This is a genomic window from Snodgrassella sp. B3088 (assembly GCF_026535815.1).
Taxonomy (GTDB): Bacteria; Pseudomonadota; Gammaproteobacteria; order Burkholderiales; family Neisseriaceae; genus Snodgrassella; species Snodgrassella alvi_E.
Genome location: NZ_JAFNPG010000039.1, coordinates 25663 through 46450 on the forward strand (window position 1 = coordinate 25663; position 20788 = coordinate 46450).

The following is a 20788-nucleotide window of genomic DNA, read 5'->3' on the forward strand; positions in this document are numbered from 1 at the left end:
CGGTATGGCAATATGAATATAATCATAACGTAATTTGTCTGTGATGTGAGAAAATATACACAATTAAGATTATTTGCGGTCTTTTTCTGGCTTGAGGGTTCAGTTTGGAACAACAGTTGACAGCACATATTATTGACTGGAATCAGGAAGGGCGCGGCGTTGCCCGTGTAAACGGTAAGGCTGTATTTATTGAAGATGCTTTACCGGGTGAGGTGGTGCAGTGGCAGTCGGTACGGGAAAAAAAGTCCTACACTGAGGGCAAAATTGGCAAACTGCTGCGCGTTGCTGCTGCGCGTATACAGCCACCTTGTGTGTACTATGGACGGTGCGGTGGCTGTAACAGCCAGCATATTGAGTTTACAACTCAGGTAGCTCTGAAACAGCGTGCGTGGATGAATCAGATGCGGCGTTTAGGAAAGGTGCAACCAGACGAGCTGATGGCACCAATATATGGACTGCCATGGCGTTATCGTGAACGGGTACGTTTGCGCGCTGTGTATCAGGCTGGGCGTCTGAAACTGGGCTTTCAGGCCAGACACAGCCATAATATTGTAGATATTGATGAATGTATGGTGTTATCGGAAGTGTTGTCAGAAGCATTAAAGCCGATTAAAACATTATTGCAAAGCTGGCCGGAGGGTAGTGTGTCCGGTGTGATGCTGCATCAGGGCAATGAGGTAAATGCTCTTACATTGCAGGCTTCTGCCATAAACCATAATCAGCGCAAACAGATTGATTCTTTGTTGCTGCAATTGCAGCAACAAACCGGAAAGCTATGGCAATGGTGGTTACAAACAGGCCGAACCACGGCGTTGCAGACCGCTAAGCACATGTACAAACTAAGCTATCATCTCCCTGAATTTCAGACAGTGATTCCTTACCAGCCAGAAGATTTCACGCAGGTTAATCAGCTGACTAATGCTTTAATGGTTCAGCGTGCCATACAATGGCTACAACCGCAAGCCGGGGAAAGAATTATAGATTGGTTCTGCGGATTGGGTAATTTCAGTCTACCGATTGCGCGGATGCAGGCTGAAGTAGTGGGTGTGGAAGGGATGGCTGCCATGTGCAGACGTGCCAGTGCCAATGCCCAATATAATGGCCTGAAACATTTAGCCCATTTTCAGCAGGCTGATCTCTTTGCAATGAATGGGCAACGTTTACGTAAGTTTGGATATGCGCATAAATGGCTGCTCGACCCGCCGCGGGCAGGTGCTCAAGCTTTGATATTGGCTTTAAATGAGCTTGAAGAACGGTTTCTGCCTAAGCGGATTGTGTATGTGTCCTGTGATCCGGCTACGCTGGCACGTGATGCTGGTTTACTGGTTAAACGTGGTTACCAGTACCGTGCCGGCGGCATTATGAATTTATTTGCACAAACAGCACATCTAGAATCTATGGCAGTGTTTGACAGATGAGTGTAGCTTAAGCTTTGGATAGGAATTAGGGAGGGGATATTGGGTAAGAACATGCCTGAATATGTTTAATTGTTTCTTTAAAAGAAAAAATATATTTACTCTGCGGGATTTGTCCGTAGGTATATTCAGGCTACTATTAATTTGTTAGCCAAATGGACAAAGGAAATAAATGATGAGCCGATTTACCCGTATTTTGATGGCCACATTGCTGGGTATAAGTGTCCCAGCAATGGCTGCAACTTATAAACTTGATCCCTTGCATACCAACGCACGATTCACTTTAGATCATTTTGCCACTTCCAGCAATGTAGGGGGATTTTATAATCTTGAGGGTGAGTTGCAATATGATGCGAAAGCTAAAACCGGTGCAGTAGATATTACTCTTCCACTGGCTAAGCTGGATACGGGCCGCAGTGAATTTACTCAACATCTGCAAAGTAAAGCTTTTTTTAATGCGGCACAATATCCGTCACTGCGATTTGTTTCGCAGAACTGGATTTTCGATAAAAATGGAAAAGTTAGGGCTTTGCGCGGCCAATTAACAATGGTAGGGCAAACACACCCTGTAGTTTTGCGTGCTACTAAATTCAATTGTTATAAAAGCCCGATGACACAATCACAAGTTTGTGGTGGTGATTTTGAAGCTGTTATTGATCGTACTCAATGGGGAATTAATGAGTATGTGCCGGTTATGCCGGCAAGTCGCTATGTTAAGCTGAATATTCAGGTAGAAGCGGCAAAACAATAATCTTCTATTATCCTAGCTACGGATTACCTTGTTTGAGTTTGGGTAATCCGTTTCTCTATATATTGGTTAGGTTATAACAGTATTTTATTTTTGCCAGAATTAAGATTGTTATTTGATTATTTGTCTTATTGTTTTTATACTGAGTTTGTTTTAAGTGTAAACATAACATGCCGGCATAATGTAATTTCAAAATATTTTGAGAAAACAGTGTTTTAAATTTATGCCTATTTGATTTTAGTAATAACCAGTAACAAATGCAATCAGTCTTGTGGTTAAGAGGAGTGTGAAAGTTTTATGTGGTGTATCAAAAAATTAGATGAACTTTCGTCACAAGATTTTTATCGCATTGCACGATTGCGTATTGACACTTTTGTGGTAGAGCAGCAGCGGATATATCAAGAGCTGGATGACTGGGATGTGTTGGCCAAGCATGTTTACTATAAACGAGACGGGCAAATTCTGGCTTATGCCAGAATGTATTTAGCTGGTGTGCATTTTACATTCAGTCGCTTTGTCACCCGCTCTGATTTTCGTGGTACCGGATTAGGAGACCAGCTGATTAAACTGATCCTGCATTATGCACAGAGTCACTATTCAGACTATCCGATTAAAATTGAGTCGAGCCGTCAGGTTCTTAAATTTTATCAACAGCATGGTTTTAAAATACAAGGTGCGCCGTATATTACGGATGGTATTCCTTTTGTAGATATGCTATATCAGCCGGAATGATTTTCTAGCGAGTTTTTCTCGTGTTTTAGGTGAGCTGAATATATAAAAAACCGGTACTTTAGTACCGGTTTTTTATATATTCAGGCTATTAATTGTTTAGACTAATGCCATTGTTTTTCAGAATTTGATTGATTTGTTGGGATACTTTTTCCTGTTTGGCCTGATTGCGAAGCTGCTCTTTAATCTGGTCAAATGCGGGAGCATCAGGTGCCTGACGCGTACCAGCTAGTTTCAACAGGATGTAATGCCCGTCAATCGTGATCACGTTAGGTGAAATCTGACCACTTTTCAGTTGTGAGGCCAGTTGGGCAAATTCAGGAGGCAGCTGCTGTGGGTTCATCCAATTGCTTTGTGGTGCTTCTGGGTTTACCTGTTTGAGCAAAGTTTCGTAAGCCAGTCCTTTTTTCAGTTTGCTTAAACCTTCTTCGGCTGCTTGTTCGCTTGGAAAAACAATGGGCAGTAAGTTGATTTCCTGACTCACCTGTTGATATTGCCGGCGCAAATCACTGTCGCTTACTTCAATGCTGGCAGCCAGATGGTCTACATACTGGGCTGCATAGAATTGAGCCTGCATGTTCTGCCAAGCGGCCTGTGTGTCTGGTTGTTTATCCAAACCGGCCTTAAGGGCTTCTGCTTTCAATATATCGGCCGTTTGCAGGCGCAACGTGATTTCTTTCTGAATCTCTGCTTTATTCGGCGCTGGTGCACCCGGCTGTGCCTGCATCTGACGCTCATACTGTTTTAGCATGACATTAATGCGTTGTGAATCAATTTTGGGTGCATCGGCAAAAGCGAGCCCAGCGGCCATGATACTGAAGCCGGCCAGCCAGGTAATGCTTTTTTTCATATCGTATATTCCTTGTTATCTGATCCGTTTATTAAAGTCGGAAAAAATAATTATTTGATATTTGCATTCTTGTACAGCTGGTCAATTGCCTGAGCCAGAGTGGCACTTTGCAGACGGCGTGACAGGATTGGTTCCATTTCTTTCTGGGTTGGCAGTTTTAGGTTGCGTTTGTCGTTTACGTAGAATACAGCGTAAATGTTGCCGTTACCCTGTACCGGAGCATGGGTGTACTGACCTTTTTTCAAATCTTTAATGGCGTTATAAACGGGTGTGGCACTGTCTTGAAGGTCTTTCATGGCAACATAGCCTTTTGGAATACCTCCGTTTTCACGGCCAGCCGGATCAATTGTGAACTCTTTGGCTACGGTCGCAAAGCTTTTTTTCTCTTTTAGTTTAGCTATGGCTTTATTGGCCGTTTCTGCATCACGTGTGATAATTTCACCTAACTGAACTTCCTGAGTGCCGCTGTAATATTTCACCATGTCGTTATAGGCATTGCGTACATCTTCAGGTTTTACAGGGTTATTTTTGGCAACGCTGGCCAAATAAGCCTGAGTCAGCAGATTATCTTTAAAGAAAGCCCATTCTTCTTTGAAACCAGGCTTTTTATCATCGCCCAGACGTTTAGCTTCTGCTTCTGCCTGATTCAATGCATTCAAATATTCTGGATCTTTATCAAGATTCTGCTTTTTGGCGGCTTGAATCAGTAAGGTACGAGTCACCAGACGGCCAGTGATGCTCTTGCGTAATTCGGGTGTATCCTGAATCTGGTTCTGGCTTTCCTGAACCAATACGGCTACCTGATTATCGACCTCTTTACTGTCGATTTTGGTTCCGTTTACGGTCGCAACCGTCTGGGCAGTAGCAATACCGGTTAGTCCCAGTAAAATGGCAGCAGCAATTAATTGTTTTTTCATGGTTAACTCTCTCATTTAAGTGGATAGAAATAGATTATTGCTTGGTTAAATATTCGCTGTTTGTACATGCCATGATGCTGAGGGCATGGATGGTATTAGCCTTGAATAAATCTTTCAGTAGCTGATGAACCTTCCGCTGACGAGCCAGACGCGATAAACCGTTGAATGCATCGCTGACCACCAGCAAACGATAATGTCCCCCGCCATGATGACCTTTATGCCCTGCATGCAGATGGCTGTCGTCAATCAGTTCGAGTTGTACCGGATTCAGTGATTGCAGGCGCATACGGATGGCTGTTTGGATGTCAGTCATCAGGCAAAACTTTTTTAAAAGGCCGAATCAGTATTTCTTCATAGACGCCTGCATCCACATAAGGATCTTGTTCCGCCCATGCCTGTGCTTCATCTAAAGATTCAAAATCGGCAATGACCAGACTGCCAGAAAAACGGGTTTCATCATCTGGCAGAGGATTAGGACCGGCCAAAACCAAACGGTTTTGTGCTTGTAGCTCTTGCAATCGAGCCAGATGTCTGGGTCTGGCCTTGATACGTGCTTCATGACTATTGTCGGCATCAGTGGCCATCAGCATAAACAGCATTACAACTCATCCTTTTTAATGTATCGGCTAATATATACCGTCTGTCCGATGGTAAACAGAACTAAAATGGTGGTACTGCCAAAAAGTTTGAAATTAACCCATTGTGCTTCGGTAAAGCAATAAGCAACCCACAAGTTGAGTGTACCCAGTGCCAGTAGAAATATTACCCAAGCATAAGTAAGTTTACGCCATGCCGGAGCTGGCAGGCTAATTTCTTTGCCAATTGTGCTTTTTAGCACGTTTTTTCCGCATATATGTGAAATCAGCAGGCCTATAGCCATTACCCAAAAAAGGATTGTTGGCTTCCACATTATGAAGTGCGGGTTTTTTAATATTATGGTTGCGCCACCCAGTATTACAACCAAAAGCAGGCTTACCCACTGCATGGTTTGCAGACGCCGGTATTTAATTAAACACCATGCGGCCTGAATCAAGCCGGCTGCGATAGCCACTTCGGTGGCCAGAATAATATTTTTGGTTAAGGCATAGGTAGCAAAGAAGAGAATAACTACCAGAAATTCGAATACTGCTTTCATTATTCAGGACTGTATATCTTTTTTCAGGTTTGTTGTTGTAGGGTGTGAAATAATCTCCATGATACCCTGAGTTTTTACACTTGGCACCTGTTAAAGCAAGGTATTAAACAAAATTTAACCATTGTTGTATATTGGTTTAGTGTTTTTTGGATGATGTTTCGTCTGAAAATATCCACAGTTATGCATGTTATAAGAGCAAAATAGGTCAAGGTGATTTGGCATTAAATGGTCGCAAAAGCTATTATAGCGTGAGATAATATAAAAACAGGTTTAGTGAACGTTAAACACCAGTTGCATTTTGAGTACTTGCAGAAATTTTCAAATGAATAGGCACGAGCCTGATGGCAATGGTGCATTACCGGTGAGGGTACGGGATTGAAGAACGCATATAATTTAAAAATCATCGCACTGTCTTTATGTTTTTCGGCCAGTGCACCTGCATGGGCAGGACTTGGCAGCCTGCAGGTTAACTCTGCTTTGGGAGAGCCATTTTCAGGTAGCGTGGTTGTAACTGGTGATGAAGCCAGAGCCGCTTTAAAGGGTCGGCCGACAATTTCAGGCGCACCGCTACAGGTGCGGGTGACACCGCAAGGGCAGAATGCAGTGATTCATTTGCGATCCAGTAAGCCAATTAGTGATCCGATGATGTCTTTTAGCCTCGTCTCAGGTAGTCAGGGTAGGCAATATACAGCATTACTGGATCCGCCGGAAAATGGGCATGGCTCCTCTGCTTCTGCTCGAAATGGCAGTAAACATCATAAGCAGGCACACTCTGTCAGAAATAAATCTGCTGCACGGGCTACTGCAGCTTTGCAAAACAGGCTTGCTTCAGACAATGCGGTGGTGAAATATAATGTAGACAATAATGAAACACTGATGGATGTTGCACGTAAGGTACGGCCGCAGAATATGACAGTAGAGCAGACAATGCATGCTCTGCTTGTGGCTAATCCACAGGCATTTCGTAATGGTAATCCGGATTTGATGTATCGGAATATCAGTCTGAATATTCCTTCTACTACCCAGCTGTATAAATTATCTAAAGTAAAAATTAAAACGGTTCAACAGCCGGTGACTGCACAGAGTAAATCACCTGTATCTGTTGCGCCAGACGCCAAGGCTGCTGAAAATACTGCAGCTGCTACTCCAACCAAATCTGATGTATCTGCAAACAAAATTCAGAAGGCTGCTGCTTCAGAACCTATAGCTCCAACTAAGCCAGAAGTAGCTAAAACGCAAGATGCAGGTAAAACTGAAGCCGTTGCTGCTTCCGCATCTGCGCCAGCCGCTTCTGCTGCTTCTGTAGTGAAAGCGAAACCAGTGCAGCCTAAGGTTAATCCAACTCCAGCACCTGTACAGCCTGTAGAACCTACACCAGAAGAATCGTTGTTGCCATCCTGGTGGCCTTATGCTTTGGTTGGTCTCGCTGGTGTGCTGCTGATTGCCGCATTTATATGGCAGAGACGTAAAAAACGCGATGCTGAGGAAGCTGAGGAATATTATTCATCTGATGATGAAGACGATGATGATGTGGTATTCAATGATGAACCACCGAAACTTCAACAGTCAGAACCGGCATCGCCAGCTGCAACTAATCAGGCATCTACTGCAGTGGCAGCCTCATCAGCGTCAGCCGATGCAGATGATTGGTCGTGGCTGAATGATGAGTCTTCTGACAGCTCCGCGAAAGCTGACGCGCCGGCTGGCAATGTTTCCGAATCTGACGTTACTACTCAGCTTCCCGAATCAAAACCGGAGGCTGCTGCAAACAAGCCTGAAGAAGATGATATTGACTGGCTAAATTTTAATTTCACCGATGATACGCCAGCTGCTCCTGCAGATACAACAGCCCCATCAGTAGCAGAGATGGATAATGGCGACGATTTATCTTGGCTGGATCAAATTGATGAAACTGAACAGCCGGAAGTGCTGACTTCTAAAGAGTCTCCTGTAATTGAGCCGGAAAAAGAAGAAGCAGACAGCGCGGATTTTGAATGGGTGGTGGCTGATGATTCTAGTAAAGATGAGCATGAATCAGCTGTGCATTCTGATGTAGTGATGGCTGAGCAAACAGCCACAGATACTGATGATTTGCCATCATTAGATATGAATTTCAGCACAGAGGAGGAGCCTGCTGTTGTTGAGCCGGAAACTAAACCGGCGGCAGCTGAAGTGGATACACTTAATGCTCTGGCTGATTTGCAATGGGACGAGGACTTTAAGTTTGATGAAGAGTCCAAAAACGAATCTGCTGCTGTGGCAGAGGATACATCCTCTACAATTGATCAGGCTTTGTCATCTCAGGATCAACATGAGTTTGTTGCTGAAGATGAAGCGATTTCAAATGATATTGATTGGGATGCATTAAGTATCAGTGATGAGCATGAGGATTCACAAGCTGCTCCATCTACTTCAGCACAACCGACTGATGCTGATGTGGTGGATGTTTCGTCTATGGACTTTACGCTGGATGATAATCAGGCAGAATCCACAGCTACTGAAAGTAGCGCTGCTCCTTCTTCTGCCCCAATTTCTTCTTTTGCAACTGGCAACGGTGCACAGGATTGGCTAGAACAGTCGGCCGAAGAGGAAGAAGAAACTGATAAGCCATTGACACCTGAACAGCAGGCGATTCCGTTACAGGCCAAGCTGGAGCTGGCTAAGATGTATCTGGAGATGGATGATGCGGTGACTGCACGCCAGACTTTACGAGAATTGGTTGATGAAGCTAATGGCGCAGTGCTGGCGGAAGCTCAGAATCTGTTACAACAGCTAGGTGGCTAATCTGTACAGAACATGCTAAATGCAGTTCATATTTGGTAAAGACTGAATCCTGTATCAGGATTCAGTCTTTTTATTTCGAGTTTGTATCTAGATTTGATTTATATGACGATATTTTGGAAGTAGTAAAAATGCTGTATTTAGATAGATTATATGCGGCAGGTGTTGAAAAATGTATTTGCAAAATCTTTGGTATGTTATCCAACTGCTATTGTCTGTAAACAGCTTTTTGCTAAGTCTGGTAACAAAAACGGATACTATCATCAATCAGCATCTGTCTAATGATTTGGATGAGTGTGCCGGCCGCTAAATTGTTTGTCTTACCTGTTTATTTGGTAAGCTACTCGTTATAAATATGAACGCAAATGATGGCTATGCGATAATAATGCCATGTAACAGTGTGTATTAGTGTGGATTTGGAAAAGTAATGGTAGGTATTGTGGTAAAGCGTCCAGAAAATATGCAGGATGATATTGGCTATAAGCAGCGCTGGGCATTAACAATTGCTTATGATGGTACGGCTTTCCATGGCTGGCAGAAACAGCCAGACGGACTATATACCATTCAGTCGGTGTTGGAAAAAGCAATAAGCTCTGTAGCGGCGGAAGAAATAGAGGTGGTGGTGGCAGGGCGCACTGATGCCGGTGTGCATGCTACCGGTCAGATTGTACACTTCGACACGCATGCCAGACGAAGTGCAGAGGCATGGCTGCGTGGAAGCAATACGGCAATGGATAAGAATATCCGGATTCTTAAAGCCCAGATGGTTGCTGCTGAATTTCATGCACGGTTTGATGCTTGCGGACGGCGTTACCGTTATATGCTTGAATCCAGTCGTGTCCGAATGCCGCAGCTGCGTGGCCGCGTCGGCTGGACTCATTATCCTCTCAATATGGAATTGATGCGTGAAGCAGCTGCATTGCTGGTTGGTGAACACGATTTTTCCAGCTTTCGCTCCAGTGACTGTCAGGCTAAATCACCAGTAAAAACTTTGTATGCACTGAGACTCAGTGGTAGTCCTGAATTGATGGCGATAGATTTCCATGGCAGTGCATTTGTCCATAATATGGTGCGTAATATTGTAGGTGCGCTGGTGTATGTGGGAGCGGGTAAGCTAAGTGTGTCTGGATTTGCACAATTGCTGGCGGCAAAAAGCCGGCAACTGGCTCCGCCAACATTTATGCCGGACGGGCTGTACCTTACCGGTGTTGATTATCCCGCTCAATGGGATGTGGATACGCAGCCATTGCCGCTATGGCTGTGGCCGGATCTTGATTAGTTTAGGTGAGCACTAGCTGGCAGTTAAAAAAGGTGAAATATGAATATTCGTACGAAAATTTGTGGCATGACGCGGGTTGAAGATGCACAGTTTGCTGCACAATTAGGGGTAGATGCCATTGGGTTGATATTTTTTGCTGGCAGTAAGCGCTGTGTCACGATTGCGCAGGCTCAGACGATAGTGCGTGCAATAGCACCTTTTGTTACGGTGGTTGGGCTGTTTGTGAATGCACGGGCTGCTGAGATAGAGGATGTACTGGCGAAGGTGTCGCTGGATGTGGTCCAGTTTCATGGTGATGAAAATGCGGAATTCTGTCGCCAATTCCAGCGTCCATATATTAAGGCTGTACGGGTACAAAACAGGGCTGATATTGAAACGGCTGCTGCTGTGTATACGGACGCACGTGCTTTATTGTTTGATGCTGCGGTCAGTGGACAATATGGCGGTACTGGGCAGAGTTTTGATTGGCAAATTTTGCCGTCTACGTTGGTACGGCCATGGGTGCTTTCCGGTGGTTTGAAACCGGAAAATATTGTCTCTGCAATCAGACAAAGTAATGCACTGGCCATTGATGTGTGCAGTGGTGTGGAGCAGGCACCCGGTGTCAAGGATAAGCAAAAGATGCAGGATCTGATGTCTGCAATTAGTACTTTTTCTACTTGGAGTGTTGATTCTAGGTGCTAATAATACCTTTGTTTGTACGGTATGATAATATTATTTTTATAAAACAATTAGTTATTTAAATAAATTTTGCGAACGTGGAATTTTTATTTTGGGCTTTAAAGATTTCCAAATCTGTGCTGATTTTGACTTTTACTAGCGATGGTATTAAGGAGTTTCGGTTAAATTAGCTGAAATGGATGATGCTTTAAAGCTGAATTTTTCTATCAGACTAAAATAAAACGAATGTTTTCTTTTAATAGAACGATATTTACCTGTCTGTCTGAGTATTGTGTTTTATTTCAGATTTTGATGGAAAATTTCAATGTAATAAGCTCGTTGTTATGTGTGAATGGTATGGTACAAGATTTTCAATGTGGTTCTGATGTCTAGATACGAAAAGTAATTTACTAAAAATATGATTTTATCGTGTCGCTACAATCAATTTATCTGACGATGTTTTTTCATTATTCATCATAATTGAATAAACGAACTTTCTTATATGACGTTTGTTTCTGATACTGCGAAACAGGTTATTCAGAACACAAGTCTGCATTGGCGTCATTTTGGTAATTATTTATGTTTGTTTTTTTTATACCCGAAATTGCGACATAGACAGATGAAAGCAAAGTTTTGAGTGCAATTATTCTGTAGGTTAGACGGTTTACAGGATAATGTATTTAAAAAATGTTAATATGGCCGAATAGTTTTATTCTCTAGGTATTTAGTCGCTCAATGGAAAAAAATATGGAAAATTATCATTATCCGGATGAACAGGGATTTTATGGTGAGCATGGCGGGCTGTTTGTATCAGAGACACTGATTACGGCTCTAACTGAGTTAAAACAGGCTTATTATGCAGCGAAGGCTGATCCGGCGTTCTGGGCACAATACCATGAAGATTTGAAATATTATGTGGGACGACCTAGTCCTGTGTACTATGCCCGCCGCCTAACTGCCCATCTGGGTGGGGCACAGATTTATTTGAAGCGGGAAGACCTGAATCATACCGGTGCGCACAAAATCAACAATACGATTGGTCAGGCTTTACTGGCACAGCGCATGGGTAAAAAGCGAGTGATTGCCGAAACCGGCGCTGGCCAGCATGGCGTGGCGTCAGCGACAGTGGCAGCACGATTCGGCATGGAATGCACAGTGTTTATGGGCACAGAGGATATTCAGCGTCAGGCACCGAATGTGTACCGGATGAAACTTTTAGGTGCAAAGGTGGTAGGTGTGGATTCAGGTTCATGCACGCTGAAAGATGCCATGAATGAGGCTTTACGTGAGTGGGTGGCACGGGTAGATGATACTTATTATATTATTGGTACTTCTGCCGGTCCGATGCCCTACCCAGAAATGGTACGCGATTTTCAGTGCGTGATTGGCAATGAGGCCAAGCAGCAGATGCAAGAGGCAATCGGGCGACAGCCGGATGTAGCTGTAGCCTGTGTTGGTGGTGGTTCGAATGCGATCGGGCTATTTTATCCTTATATTAATGTCCCTGAAACGCGTCTGGTGGGAGTAGAGGCCGGTGGTCTGGGTCTGACTGGACATCAGCATGCTGCGCCCATCAGCTCACATAGTCCGGTAGGGGTTTTACACGGTTTCCGCAGTTATTTGATGCAGGATGAAAACGGGCAGGTGGTTTCCACGCATTCAGTTTCTGCCGGTCTGGATTATCCAGGAATCGGTCCTGAACACAGCTTGCTGCATGATATTGGTCGTGTTCAGTATGAAGCTATGGGTGACGAGGCAGCGATGGAAGCGTTCCATCTGCTCTGTCACCAAGAGGGAATCATACCAGCGCTGGAATCTAGCCACGCTCTGGCATGGGCTGTGGCCAATGCACCGAAAATGAGTCCGGATGAAGTGATTCTGGTGAATCTTTCCGGCCGCGGTGATAAGGATATCAATACGGTTGCCCGTTTGGATGGTATCAGCCTGTGATTATGCAGGCCACTGTGCTGTAATTGTTTGAATATTGTTTGTGGTGTATGAATAATCGTATCAGGCTGTCTTCTGTACAGATTTTTGTGATGGCGTTGGCCATCGGTCTGGCGGTAGCTAGTAATTATTTTGTTTTTCCGCTGATTGAGGTCATGGCTCGCTATTTTGGGCTGGATGTGGACAGTAGCGGAATGCTGATTACACTCACACAGTTGGCCTATGCGCTGGGTCTGATGTTTCTGGTGCCTTTGGGTGATTTGCTGGATAACAAAAAACTAATAGTTTCTCTGTACGGTGTAGTCAGTATTAGTGCACTACTCATTGCACTGGCGCCGAATATATATTTATTTGTAGCCGGACTGTTGCTGGTGGGTGCTTTTTGTACGGTTGCGCAGATACTGATGCCGCTAGCAGCCAGCCTAACTGATCCTGAGCAGCGCGGGCGTGTAATTGGTACGTTGATGAGCGGTTTGTTGCTGGGGATTCTGCTGTCGCGCACTTTTTCCGGTTTGGTGGCTCATTGGTGGGGCTGGCGCATGGTGTATGTATTGGGCGCGGTCATGCTGATGCTGATGACGCTGACTTTGCAATGGAAGTTACCGCATGTACACCGTGAGCGCAGCCGATCTTTTGGCTATTGGCAGACACTAGTATCGGTGTGGTCTTTGTTGTGGCGTACGCCGTTATTGCGTCAGCGTGGTGTGCTGGGGGCGCTGGATTTTTGTCTATTTTCTGTGTTGTGGACGCCGCTGACGCTGTTGCTCAGTAACGCTCCGTATCATTTCAGTTTAAGTACGATTGGTTTGTTCGGACTGTTTGGTGCGCTGGGTATATTCGGTTCCAATGTCGGAGGCTGGGCAGCTGATAAAGGCCGCAGTTATGCAATGACTGTGGTGTGTGCGCTGCTGTTTCTCTTCAGCTGGGTACTGCTGTATGCCGGTGGCCACTATCTGTGGGCGCTGATTGGCGGGGTAATACTGCTGGATTTTGCTATTCAGGCTTTGCATATCTGCAATCAGTCGTTAATTTATCGTTCTGATCCGGCGCTGAAAGGCCGTATTGCATCGGGCTATATGAGTATGTATTTTATCGGCGGTGTACTTGGTTCGCTGGCTTCCGCTATGGCTTATGCACATGTCGGCTGGAATGGAGTGGCAATGCTTGGGGGCGGAATTGCTTTTTTAATTCTGCTGTGTGCGCTTTTGTTTAAATGTGAGCAAATGTCTTAAGGCTGTTTGCGCTCTTCTGATTTGAAATCGTTATTGTGAATAGGATTGAGTATGTCTAGTCATGCTGTGATGACAGTAATTGGTAAGGACCGTATTGGTATTGTTGCTGAAGTTGCCACTTTGCTGGCAGAACATCAGGTAAGCATTATGAATATTAGCCAGCAGCTTATGGATGATTATTTCACTATGATTATTCTGCTGGATACGGAGCGATGCACAATGCCGCGTTTGCAGTTCAGTGAATTTCTGGACAGTGAAGGTGAAAAGCGGGGTTTGCATATCCGTGTGCAGGACGAAGCTCTGTTTAATGCTATGCATCGGATTTAGGAGTTGTCTATGTCGTTTTCTATTCAGAATAATGAAATTCTGGAAACGGTGCGTATGGTCTCTGACCAGCATTTTGATGTGCGTACCATTACCATTGGTATTGATCTGCATGATTGTATTGATACAGATATTAACCGCCTCAATGAAAAGATTTTTAACAAGATTACGCGGGTGGGAAAAAATTTGGTGCAGACGGCAACAGAACTTTCTGCCAAATATGGTGTGCCTATTGTAAATCAACGCATTGCGGTCACACCGATTGCACAGATTGGTGCTGCCACTGGTGCGGATTCCTATGTATCAATTGCGCAGACGCTGGATAAGGCTGCCAAAGCCATTGGTATTTCATTTATTGGTGGTTTTTCCGCTCTGGTACATAAGGGTATGAGTCCGGCCGATGAGGTATTGATTCGTTCTATTCCTAAGGCAATGGCCTGTACTGATGTGGTGTGTAGCTCGGTAAATATCGGTTCTACACGTGCCGGTATTAATATGGATGCCGTTAGGTTAATGGGCGAAACCATCCGTCAGACTGCTGAAATCACGCCAGAGGGCTTTGGCTGTGCCAAACTCGTTGTGTTTTGTAATGCTGTGGAGGATAACCCATTTATGGCCGGTGCTTTTCATGGTGCCGGCGAGGCGGATTGCGTGATTAATGTGGGCGTGTCCGGACCGGGTGTGGTTTGTGCGGCATTACAGAATACGCAGGGACTTTCTCTGACCGAAGTGGCCGAGCTGGTGAAGAAAACTGCGTTTAAAATTACTCGCGTAGGTGAGTTAATTGGGCACGAAGCCAGCAAAATGCTCGGTATTCCATTTGGTATTCTGGATTTATCACTGGCGCCTACTCCGGCAGTGGGTGATAGTGTGGCACGCATTTTGGAAGCAATGGGGTTGAGTGTATGCGGTACCCACGGTACCACAGCCGCACTGGCCTTACTTAATGATGCCGTGAAAAAAGGCGGTATGATGGCATCTAGTGCTGTAGGCGGTCTGAGTGGTGCATTTATACCGGTATCGGAAGATGAAGGTATGATAGCCGCTGTAGAAGCAGGTGTATTGACACTGGATAAGCTGGAAGCGATGACCGCAGTGTGTTCGGTAGGTCTGGATATGATTGCGGTACCGGGCGATACACCGGCGAGTACGCTTGCCGGTATTATTGCTGATGAAGCGGCAATCGGACTAATTAATAGTAAAACCACGGCAGTGCGGGTGATTCCTGTTAGCGGTAAAGATGTTGGTGATTACGTAGAGTTTGGAGGTCTGCTGGGACGGGCGCCGGTGATGCCGGTAAAATCCGGTTCCTGCGAGGTGTTTATCAATCGCGGCGGTCGCGTGCCGGCACCAGTGCAGTCGATGAAAAATTAAAGGATGTGCCGTGGTGCATGCTATGATTAAGTTGAGATTATCTGTACAGCGGGTATTGCAGTCTAGCAGGAATCCCGCTGTTGCTAGAGGCAGCTAGAATAGATGTCCGTCTGGTGTCACAGCAGCATTGGCACACTCCGAAAAGGGTAGATAAGAAAAATGAGTAGAATTCAACAGACGTTTGAGCAGTTGCATGGTCGTACTGCTCTGGTATCGTATATTACCTGTGGCGATCCTGATCCGGTTGCTACAGTAAAGCTAATGCAGACGCTGGTTGCCAATGGTACGGATATTATTGAGCTAGGCGTACCTTTCTCCGACCCGATGGCAGATGGGCCGGTTATTCAAGCCGCATCAGAACGGGCTTTGCGTCAGCATGTGTCACTGACAGATGTATTGGCAGTGGTGGCACGGTTCAGACAGGATAATCAGACTACACCGGTGGTATTAATGGGCTACCTGAATCCAGTCTTTCATATAGGCTATGCATCGTTTGCCCGTGCGGCTGCTCAGGCTGGTGTAGATGGTGTGTTGACTGTAGATTGTCCGGCAGAGGCAATTGATGATTTGCATGAACAGCTGAAATTACACGGACTGGATTGTATTTTTCTGATTGCCCCGACTACAACTGATGAACGGATTAAACTGATTGGCAGTAAGGCCAGTGGTTTTGTTTATTATGTGTCACTAAAAGGTGTGACTGGTTCATCACAGTTGGATACAACTGAAGTTTCGCGTAAAATTGATCATTTACGCCAGTTTATTAAGGTGCCTGTTGGTGTGGGTTTCGGTATCCGCGATGCTGACAGTGCCCGCCGTATCGGTGCAGTAGCTGATGCAGTGATTGTGGGCAGCCGCTTTGTACAGACGATTGCTGAGCATGCAGGCCATGAAGCTGAGGCGCTCGCACCGGTAGTGGCCGAGCTGAGACAGGCGCTGGAATAATCTGCGTGCAATCCTAATTCTGCCGCCCGTGAGAAGTATGCGGACGGTAATAACCAGGAATGAAAGTATGAGTTGGTTAGATAAAATCCTGCCACCCAAGATTAAAAAAGATCCTGTGGCCAAATCCGGCGGTATTCCTGAAGGTTTATGGCAAAAATGTCCGTCTTGTGCGGCGACTTTGTATGCCACGGATTTGAAGAAAAACATGGAAGTGTGCCCAAAGTGCGGCTACCATAATCCGGTTTCAGCGCGTGAGCGTATTCACTTGATGCTGGATGAAGGTAAACAGTATGAAATTGGTGCTGATATTAAACCGATTGATATTCTTAAGTTCCGAGACAGCAAAAAATATACAGACCGTCTGAGTACTGCTCGCAAACTGACGCAAGAGGATGATGCGCTGGTGGTGAAGCGTGGCACTATGAATGGCGTACCGGTTGTAATAGCTGCTTTTGAATTCAATTTCATCGGCGGGTCTATGGGCTCAGTTGTGGGTGAACGTTTTGTGCGTGGTGTGCGTGAAGCGGTAAAACATAACTGTACTTTTATCTGTGTGGCTGCTTCTGGCGGGGCACGGATGCAAGAAGGCTTGAATTCGCTAATGCAGATGGCCAAAACCTGTGCTTCTCTGCATCTGCTGACGGATAAATCGCTGCCGTTTATTTCGGTATTGACCAATCCTACTATGGGTGGTGTTTCTGCGAGCTTTGCCTTTATCGGTGATGTGGTACTGGCGGAACCGAATGCACTGATTGGCTTTGCCGGTCCGCGTGTGATTGAACAGACAGTGCGTGAGACTTTACCGGAGGGATTCCAGCGGGCAGAGTTTCTGCTGGATAAGGGTGCCATTGACCAGATTGTCGACCGGCGAGAAATGAAAGAACGTATTGTGCGCCTGATTCAACTGTTACGTTCACAGCCTAGTGCTAATGCAGCCTGAGCGACGGAACTTAATATAAGAATATTAATTTAATACCCGGTCAGAAAGTAATTTTCGGCCGGGTATTTGTTTCAGACATAGGTTATTTATGTTTCACATGAACTGACTTCCCGAATATGCGCTATATCAGCTCAATAATAATATCTGATCTGTCACTGGGAAAAGGTACCACAGTTAAGCAGTTCAGATTGCATTTTTTCCAGTTTTTCATAGATATAACTGTATTTTGACGCAAATTCGACTTGTCATTTTATACATCTATACAAAATGAAGATTGATTATCCATTAGAAATTAATTGTCATTAAAACTTTATCTTTGTTTGATATTAAAAAATTAGGTTTTTTTCTAATTTTTCTTTAATCAAATGAAAAAAAGAATTGGCTGCATCTTAAGAGTCTATACCTTGATTATGCCTATTGATATATAATCAATAAGCCCATGAATATAATAATAAAATGGCAAAGGAGTATTTGTATTAAGGCAATGACATAATCTACAGCAACTACGCCGTAATAAATTTCGCATTTCAAGATTAGTTTTTACAAGAATTTTTTTATAAACATATTTCAAATCCAAGACACTATTTGGAATCAACCCCCATCTTATAGGGTATTAACAAAATTCTTTTTCTTATTTCTTTATTCAATTTGCTCAATATTTTATTGATGTAAAAAATTTTATTTTTTCTTATAAAATCCCGGTAAATATTTTCTTAATGGGATTTATTCTAAATTATTGATCTTCATTTACTAACATAATATTTTTATGGTCTTCTTTCAGATTTTTGAGTCTGTTTACTCATGTTTGAATCTGCTCCGCATGACGAACTGAAAACCATCTGGAATCCCAAAGCCTGTGTGTGAAATTACTGTTGCCGCCCAGTGAATTTCCTTTGAAATCTCACGACAATCTTGAATCGATGGCGGTGTCCATATATCAGACAGATTTTTACTGTTTTCTAACTGTCTCTATTCTGTAATTGTGCCAGTAATATTGGTACATGGCTGTGGGTAATATCTTTAACAGCGGTTAGCAGCCATAATTGCTGGTGCTGCTGATGCAGTTGTTGTAGCTTCTGCAAGTCTTGTTGCTGTTGTGGCTGCTTCAGTTCCTGCTGGTAACGTAAGCAAAATTCACCATAGCGGGTATCGGGCTGCTGATGTAGCCACTGTCGCAGCTGGCTGGAAGGTGCAACAGTTTTTAGCCATAAAACTTTGTTTATTCTGGTTTTGCTGATACCACGCGGCCACAGACGGTCAATCAATACAGCTGGCTGTTGTTGCTGATAGGTGTAAACCCGCTCAATGTTATACATGGTTGCTGAAGGAGAAGCTAAATTTAATTAATAATAGATATAATAGCTTGTTTTGACAAGATGATATGCTAGCTTTGATTAAAGTAAGATCTGAGTGTGCTCACTGCTCTTTTCAGACTGTTTTGGTGAATAAATGGATACTACTTTTTCAAAACAGAATAAAAAAGCAGCCGTTTACGGCTGCTTTTGCGTGTGACCAGTTTTTATTTCTGATTTTTGATTAATTCCTGCTCCAGTTCATTTTTACGCATTAGGCCGGAAATGGTTTTGCCGTTCGGAAATACCATGGTGGGGGTACCATCAAAACCAAATTTATTGCCTAATTTCATGGTGTCTTCTACGGGGTTGCTGCAATTGGCTACGCTGGCTGGTTCCTTGCCATGACGCATCCATTCTGTCCATGCGGTGGTGCGTTCTTTCTGACACCATATTTGTACTGCTTTTTTCTGTGCGCCTGGATGTAGATCGGGTACCGGCATGAGGAAAGTATAAACTGTGAGGTTATCAATCTGGGCGATTTCTTCTTCCAGCTTTTTACAGAAAGGGCAATCTGGGTCGGAGAATACAGCCATTACCAGTGTGCCGTTGCCACGTACTTCTTTGATTGCTTTATCCAGTGGTAACTGGTCAAAATCAATTTTTGATAAATCACTCATACGTTGCTCCGTCAGATTCTGATGGTGTTTGAGGTCAATCAGATTACCCAGCATAATGTAATCCGCATTTTCATCAGTATAGATAATCTGATTACCAGTGATTATTACTTCATATATACCTTTAAATGGAGTGGTATAGATACTCTGAACGTTTAACTCTGTACTTTTAAATGCTTTTTGCATGTTTTTAGACAGATTATCGCTAATTTTTTTATTGGTTTCGGCATCTACTGCCGCACCAACTGCAGCAGCTTTATTGGCTGATGCTGGGGCACTGATACCGGATGTGGCACTGGCGGTTTTGTCTATATTATGAACGGGAGTACCGTCGCAAGAAGCGAGGACAGGTATGGCCAGTAAAGGAACAAGCCATTGCCATAAGCGGATTTTGTTTATCATAAATGTCTGAGAATGAGTTAATAAGTGGTTATTGATAATCTATGGCCATTATGCCCAGCCTGTGAAGTATGTGTCAGTATGAGCGTGGAAAATGTTGCTATTTTGTTGCTAAAACAGGCTTAAATCATACGGCAAGTAAATCTGTTTGGCTGCTAGAGAAATGATTCTGTGTTTTGGGTTTGCTGCATTTTTCACTGATCCTGACTGATTGTGAGTATAAAACAATCCTGACCGTGTTGTAATACTGTTTTGAGGCTAAAACGTATGGCGCGGCTTCTTGCTTCATGCCACAATACTCTTTCGTTAATCAATGTGAACCATTGCCATGAATCCGATTTTGGCTTTCGATATTGAAACCGTGCCTGATGTGGCCGGTATCCGGGTACTTCATCATTTGCCGGCGGAAGTAAGTGATGCCGATGTGGTGGAGTTTGCTTTGCAGCAGCGAAGGGCAAAAACTGGCGGTAATGATTTTATGCAGCTGCATTTGCAGCAGGTAGTAGCCATTTCATGCTGTATGCGCTGGGGGGCAGAAAAGATTCATGTTGGTAGTATTGGCACGCCAGAAGATAGTGAAGAAACGCTGATTGCACGTTTTTTTGAGTTGATTGAAACACATACGCCGCAATTGGTGAGTTGGAATGGTGGTGGATTTGATTTACCGGTGTTGCATTATCGTGCGCTAATTTATGGTATCAGTGCCACCCGTTACTGGGATATGGGGGAAGGGGATTTTGGTGACAGCCGAGATTTCAAATGGAACAACTATATCAGCCGCTATCATGCACGTCATTGTGATTTGATGGATTTGCTTTCTCTCTATCAAGCGCGTGCCTGTGTTCCGTTGGATGATATGGCTAAGCTGTGTGGTTTTCCGGGTAAGCTGGGGATGGATGGCAGTCAGGTCTGGACAGCATATCAGCAGGGAGAATTAACCCAGATTCGGCAGTACTGTGAGACAGATGCCGCTAATACTTATTTGATGTATCTGCGTTTTAATCTGTTGCGTGGTTTTCTGAATGCCGATGAATACGAACAGGAAATCCGTGGTCTGAAGGTTTACCTGAAAGGATTGCAGGCGCCGCACTGGCAGGAGTTTCTGGATGCATGGGGACGACCACTCTGATGATGAAAGCTGATA

Annotated in this window: 21 protein-coding genes; 14 read left to right on the forward strand and 7 right to left on the reverse strand. The window is 44.3% G+C overall.

All coding sequences use genetic code 11. The features are described from left to right. The first annotated feature begins 116 nt into the window (after positions 1-116). From rlmD to J3U75_RS10915, 3 genes are all read left to right on the forward strand, one after another. The gene (rlmD, locus tag J3U75_RS10905) at positions 117-1418 is read left to right on the forward strand and encodes a 23S rRNA (uracil(1939)-C(5))-methyltransferase RlmD (protein WP_267392121.1); all 1302 of its coding nucleotides are present in this window, start codon (positions 117-119) and stop codon (positions 1416-1418) included. A 172-nt stretch (positions 1419-1590) separates the two neighbouring features. Further along, positions 1591-2166 (forward strand): YceI family protein, encoded by a 576-nt coding sequence (locus J3U75_RS10910; protein WP_267392122.1) that lies wholly within the window; start codon positions 1591-1593, stop codon positions 2164-2166. Between the two features lie 294 nt (positions 2167-2460). Continuing rightward, the gene (locus tag J3U75_RS10915) at positions 2461-2895 is read left to right on the forward strand and encodes a GNAT family N-acetyltransferase (protein ID WP_267392123.1); all 435 of its coding nucleotides are present in this window, start codon (positions 2461-2463) and stop codon (positions 2893-2895) included. A gap of 88 nt (positions 2896-2983) precedes the next feature. Here J3U75_RS10915 and J3U75_RS10920 read toward each other — a convergent pair whose 3' ends face one another. The 5 genes from J3U75_RS10920 to J3U75_RS10940 are packed head-to-tail and all read right to left on the reverse strand — an operon-like array spanning position 2984 to position 5794. Continuing rightward, a complete protein-coding gene (locus J3U75_RS10920) occupies positions 2984-3742 on the reverse strand; it encodes a peptidylprolyl isomerase (protein WP_100140503.1) in 759 nt (252 codons plus the stop codon). 50 nt (positions 3743-3792) lie between these two features. Continuing rightward, positions 3793-4659 carry a SurA N-terminal domain-containing protein gene (locus J3U75_RS10925; protein WP_267392124.1) on the reverse strand — a complete coding sequence of 289 codons (867 nt, stop codon included), beginning with the start codon at positions 4657-4659 and terminating at the stop codon, positions 3793-3795. A gap of 34 nt (positions 4660-4693) precedes the next feature. After that, positions 4694-4972: a BolA family protein gene (locus tag J3U75_RS10930; protein ID WP_100157332.1), complete on the reverse strand. Its 279-nt coding sequence runs from the start codon at positions 4970-4972 to the stop codon at positions 4694-4696. After that, the gene (locus tag J3U75_RS10935; protein WP_267392125.1) at positions 4965-5258 is read right to left on the reverse strand and encodes a YciI family protein; all 294 of its coding nucleotides are present in this window, start codon (positions 5256-5258) and stop codon (positions 4965-4967) included. Before J3U75_RS10935 ends, J3U75_RS10930 begins: the two co-directional genes overlap by 8 nt. Next, the gene (locus tag J3U75_RS10940) at positions 5258-5794 is read right to left on the reverse strand and encodes a septation protein A (RefSeq protein WP_267392126.1); all 537 of its coding nucleotides are present in this window, start codon (positions 5792-5794) and stop codon (positions 5258-5260) included. The genes J3U75_RS10935 and J3U75_RS10940 overlap by 1 nt, the downstream gene beginning before the upstream one ends. A gap of 375 nt (positions 5795-6169) precedes the next feature. Between J3U75_RS10940 and J3U75_RS10945 the strand changes: the two genes are divergently transcribed. The 10 genes from J3U75_RS10945 to accD all read left to right on the forward strand — a co-directional run bounded on the left by J3U75_RS10945 (position 6170) and on the right by accD (position 17276). Then, positions 6170-8578: a FimV/HubP family polar landmark protein gene (locus J3U75_RS10945; protein WP_267392127.1), complete on the forward strand. Its 2409-nt coding sequence runs from the start codon at positions 6170-6172 to the stop codon at positions 8576-8578. A 169-nt stretch (positions 8579-8747) separates the two neighbouring features. After that, complete coding sequence (locus tag J3U75_RS10950) at positions 8748-8885, forward strand: hypothetical protein (protein WP_267392128.1); 138 nt, start codon at positions 8748-8750, stop codon at positions 8883-8885. 117 nt (positions 8886-9002) lie between these two features. Next, entirely contained in the window at positions 9003-9854 is an 852-nt protein-coding gene (gene truA, locus J3U75_RS10955; protein ID WP_100140497.1) for a tRNA pseudouridine(38-40) synthase TruA, read from the forward strand. Between the two features lie 39 nt (positions 9855-9893). After that, positions 9894-10538, forward strand: coding sequence for a phosphoribosylanthranilate isomerase (locus J3U75_RS10960; RefSeq protein WP_267392129.1), 645 nt, complete (start codon positions 9894-9896; stop codon positions 10536-10538). Between the two features lie 723 nt (positions 10539-11261). Further along, positions 11262-12464 carry a tryptophan synthase subunit beta gene (trpB, locus tag J3U75_RS10965; RefSeq protein ID WP_100157328.1) on the forward strand — a complete coding sequence of 401 codons (1203 nt, stop codon included), beginning with the start codon at positions 11262-11264 and terminating at the stop codon, positions 12462-12464. A gap of 47 nt (positions 12465-12511) precedes the next feature. Further along, positions 12512-13693: an MFS transporter gene (locus J3U75_RS10970; RefSeq protein WP_267392131.1), complete on the forward strand. Its 1182-nt coding sequence runs from the start codon at positions 12512-12514 to the stop codon at positions 13691-13693. A gap of 51 nt (positions 13694-13744) precedes the next feature. Further along, on the forward strand, positions 13745-14020 hold the full coding sequence (locus J3U75_RS10975) for an ACT domain-containing protein (RefSeq protein WP_100140493.1): 276 nt from the start codon (positions 13745-13747) through the stop codon (positions 14018-14020). A gap of 9 nt (positions 14021-14029) precedes the next feature. Continuing rightward, positions 14030-15391, forward strand: coding sequence for a PFL family protein (locus tag J3U75_RS10980; protein WP_100140492.1), 1362 nt, complete (start codon positions 14030-14032; stop codon positions 15389-15391). A gap of 159 nt (positions 15392-15550) precedes the next feature. Continuing rightward, a complete protein-coding gene (gene trpA / locus J3U75_RS10985) occupies positions 15551-16336 on the forward strand; it encodes a tryptophan synthase subunit alpha (RefSeq protein ID WP_267392132.1) in 786 nt (261 codons plus the stop codon). Between the two features lie 67 nt (positions 16337-16403). Then, positions 16404-17276 (forward strand): acetyl-CoA carboxylase, carboxyltransferase subunit beta, encoded by an 873-nt coding sequence (gene accD / locus J3U75_RS10990; RefSeq protein WP_267392133.1) that lies wholly within the window; start codon positions 16404-16406, stop codon positions 17274-17276. A 959-nt stretch (positions 17277-18235) separates the two neighbouring features. Here accD and J3U75_RS10995 read toward each other — a convergent pair. After that, a complete protein-coding gene (locus J3U75_RS10995) occupies positions 18236-18592 on the reverse strand; it encodes a DUF488 domain-containing protein (protein ID WP_267392134.1) in 357 nt (118 codons plus the stop codon). Positions 18593-18795: 203 nt separating this feature from the next. Next, positions 18796-19647 (reverse strand): DsbC family protein, encoded by an 852-nt coding sequence (locus J3U75_RS11000; RefSeq protein WP_267392135.1) that lies wholly within the window; start codon positions 19645-19647, stop codon positions 18796-18798. Between the two features lie 325 nt (positions 19648-19972). Between J3U75_RS11000 and J3U75_RS11005 the strand changes: the two genes are divergently transcribed. Further along, positions 19973-20773 carry a 3'-5' exonuclease gene (locus J3U75_RS11005; protein WP_267392136.1) on the forward strand — a complete coding sequence of 267 codons (801 nt, stop codon included), beginning with the start codon at positions 19973-19975 and terminating at the stop codon, positions 20771-20773. The last annotated feature ends 15 nt before the right edge of the window (positions 20774-20788 follow it).

Coding starts and splice junctions, on each gene's coding strand:
- J3U75_RS10910 (WP_267392122.1), top strand. CDS start 1,591: ATGAGCCGATTTACCCGTATTTTGATGGCCACATTGCTGGGTATAAGT.
- J3U75_RS10915 (WP_267392123.1), top strand. CDS start 2,461: ATGTGGTGTATCAAAAAATTAGATGAACTTTCGTCACAAGATTTTTAT.
- J3U75_RS10920 (WP_100140503.1), bottom strand. CDS start 3,742: ATGAAAAAAAGCATTACCTGGCTGGCCGGCTTCAGTATCATGGCCGCT.
- J3U75_RS10925 (WP_267392124.1), bottom strand. CDS start 4,659: ATGAAAAAACAATTAATTGCTGCTGCCATTTTACTGGGACTAACCGGT.
- J3U75_RS10930 (WP_100157332.1), bottom strand. CDS start 4,972: ATGACTGACATCCAAACAGCCATCCGTATGCGCCTGCAATCACTGAAT.
- J3U75_RS10935 (WP_267392125.1), bottom strand. CDS start 5,258: ATGCTGTTTATGCTGATGGCCACTGATGCCGACAATAGTCATGAAGCA.
- J3U75_RS10940 (WP_267392126.1), bottom strand. CDS start 5,794: ATGAAAGCAGTATTCGAATTTCTGGTAGTTATTCTCTTCTTTGCTACC.
- J3U75_RS10950 (WP_267392128.1), top strand. CDS start 8,748: ATGTATTTGCAAAATCTTTGGTATGTTATCCAACTGCTATTGTCTGTA.
- truA (WP_100140497.1), top strand. CDS start 9,003: ATGGTAGGTATTGTGGTAAAGCGTCCAGAAAATATGCAGGATGATATT.
- J3U75_RS10960 (WP_267392129.1), top strand. CDS start 9,894: ATGAATATTCGTACGAAAATTTGTGGCATGACGCGGGTTGAAGATGCA.
- trpB (WP_100157328.1), top strand. CDS start 11,262: ATGGAAAATTATCATTATCCGGATGAACAGGGATTTTATGGTGAGCAT.
- J3U75_RS10970 (WP_267392131.1), top strand. CDS start 12,512: ATGAATAATCGTATCAGGCTGTCTTCTGTACAGATTTTTGTGATGGCG.
- J3U75_RS10975 (WP_100140493.1), top strand. CDS start 13,745: ATGTCTAGTCATGCTGTGATGACAGTAATTGGTAAGGACCGTATTGGT.
- J3U75_RS10980 (WP_100140492.1), top strand. CDS start 14,030: ATGTCGTTTTCTATTCAGAATAATGAAATTCTGGAAACGGTGCGTATG.
- trpA (WP_267392132.1), top strand. CDS start 15,551: ATGAGTAGAATTCAACAGACGTTTGAGCAGTTGCATGGTCGTACTGCT.
- accD (WP_267392133.1), top strand. CDS start 16,404: ATGAGTTGGTTAGATAAAATCCTGCCACCCAAGATTAAAAAAGATCCT.
- J3U75_RS10995 (WP_267392134.1), bottom strand. CDS start 18,592: ATGTATAACATTGAGCGGGTTTACACCTATCAGCAACAACAGCCAGCT.
- J3U75_RS11000 (WP_267392135.1), bottom strand. CDS start 19,647: ATGATAAACAAAATCCGCTTATGGCAATGGCTTGTTCCTTTACTGGCC.
- J3U75_RS11005 (WP_267392136.1), top strand. CDS start 19,973: ATGAATCCGATTTTGGCTTTCGATATTGAAACCGTGCCTGATGTGGCC.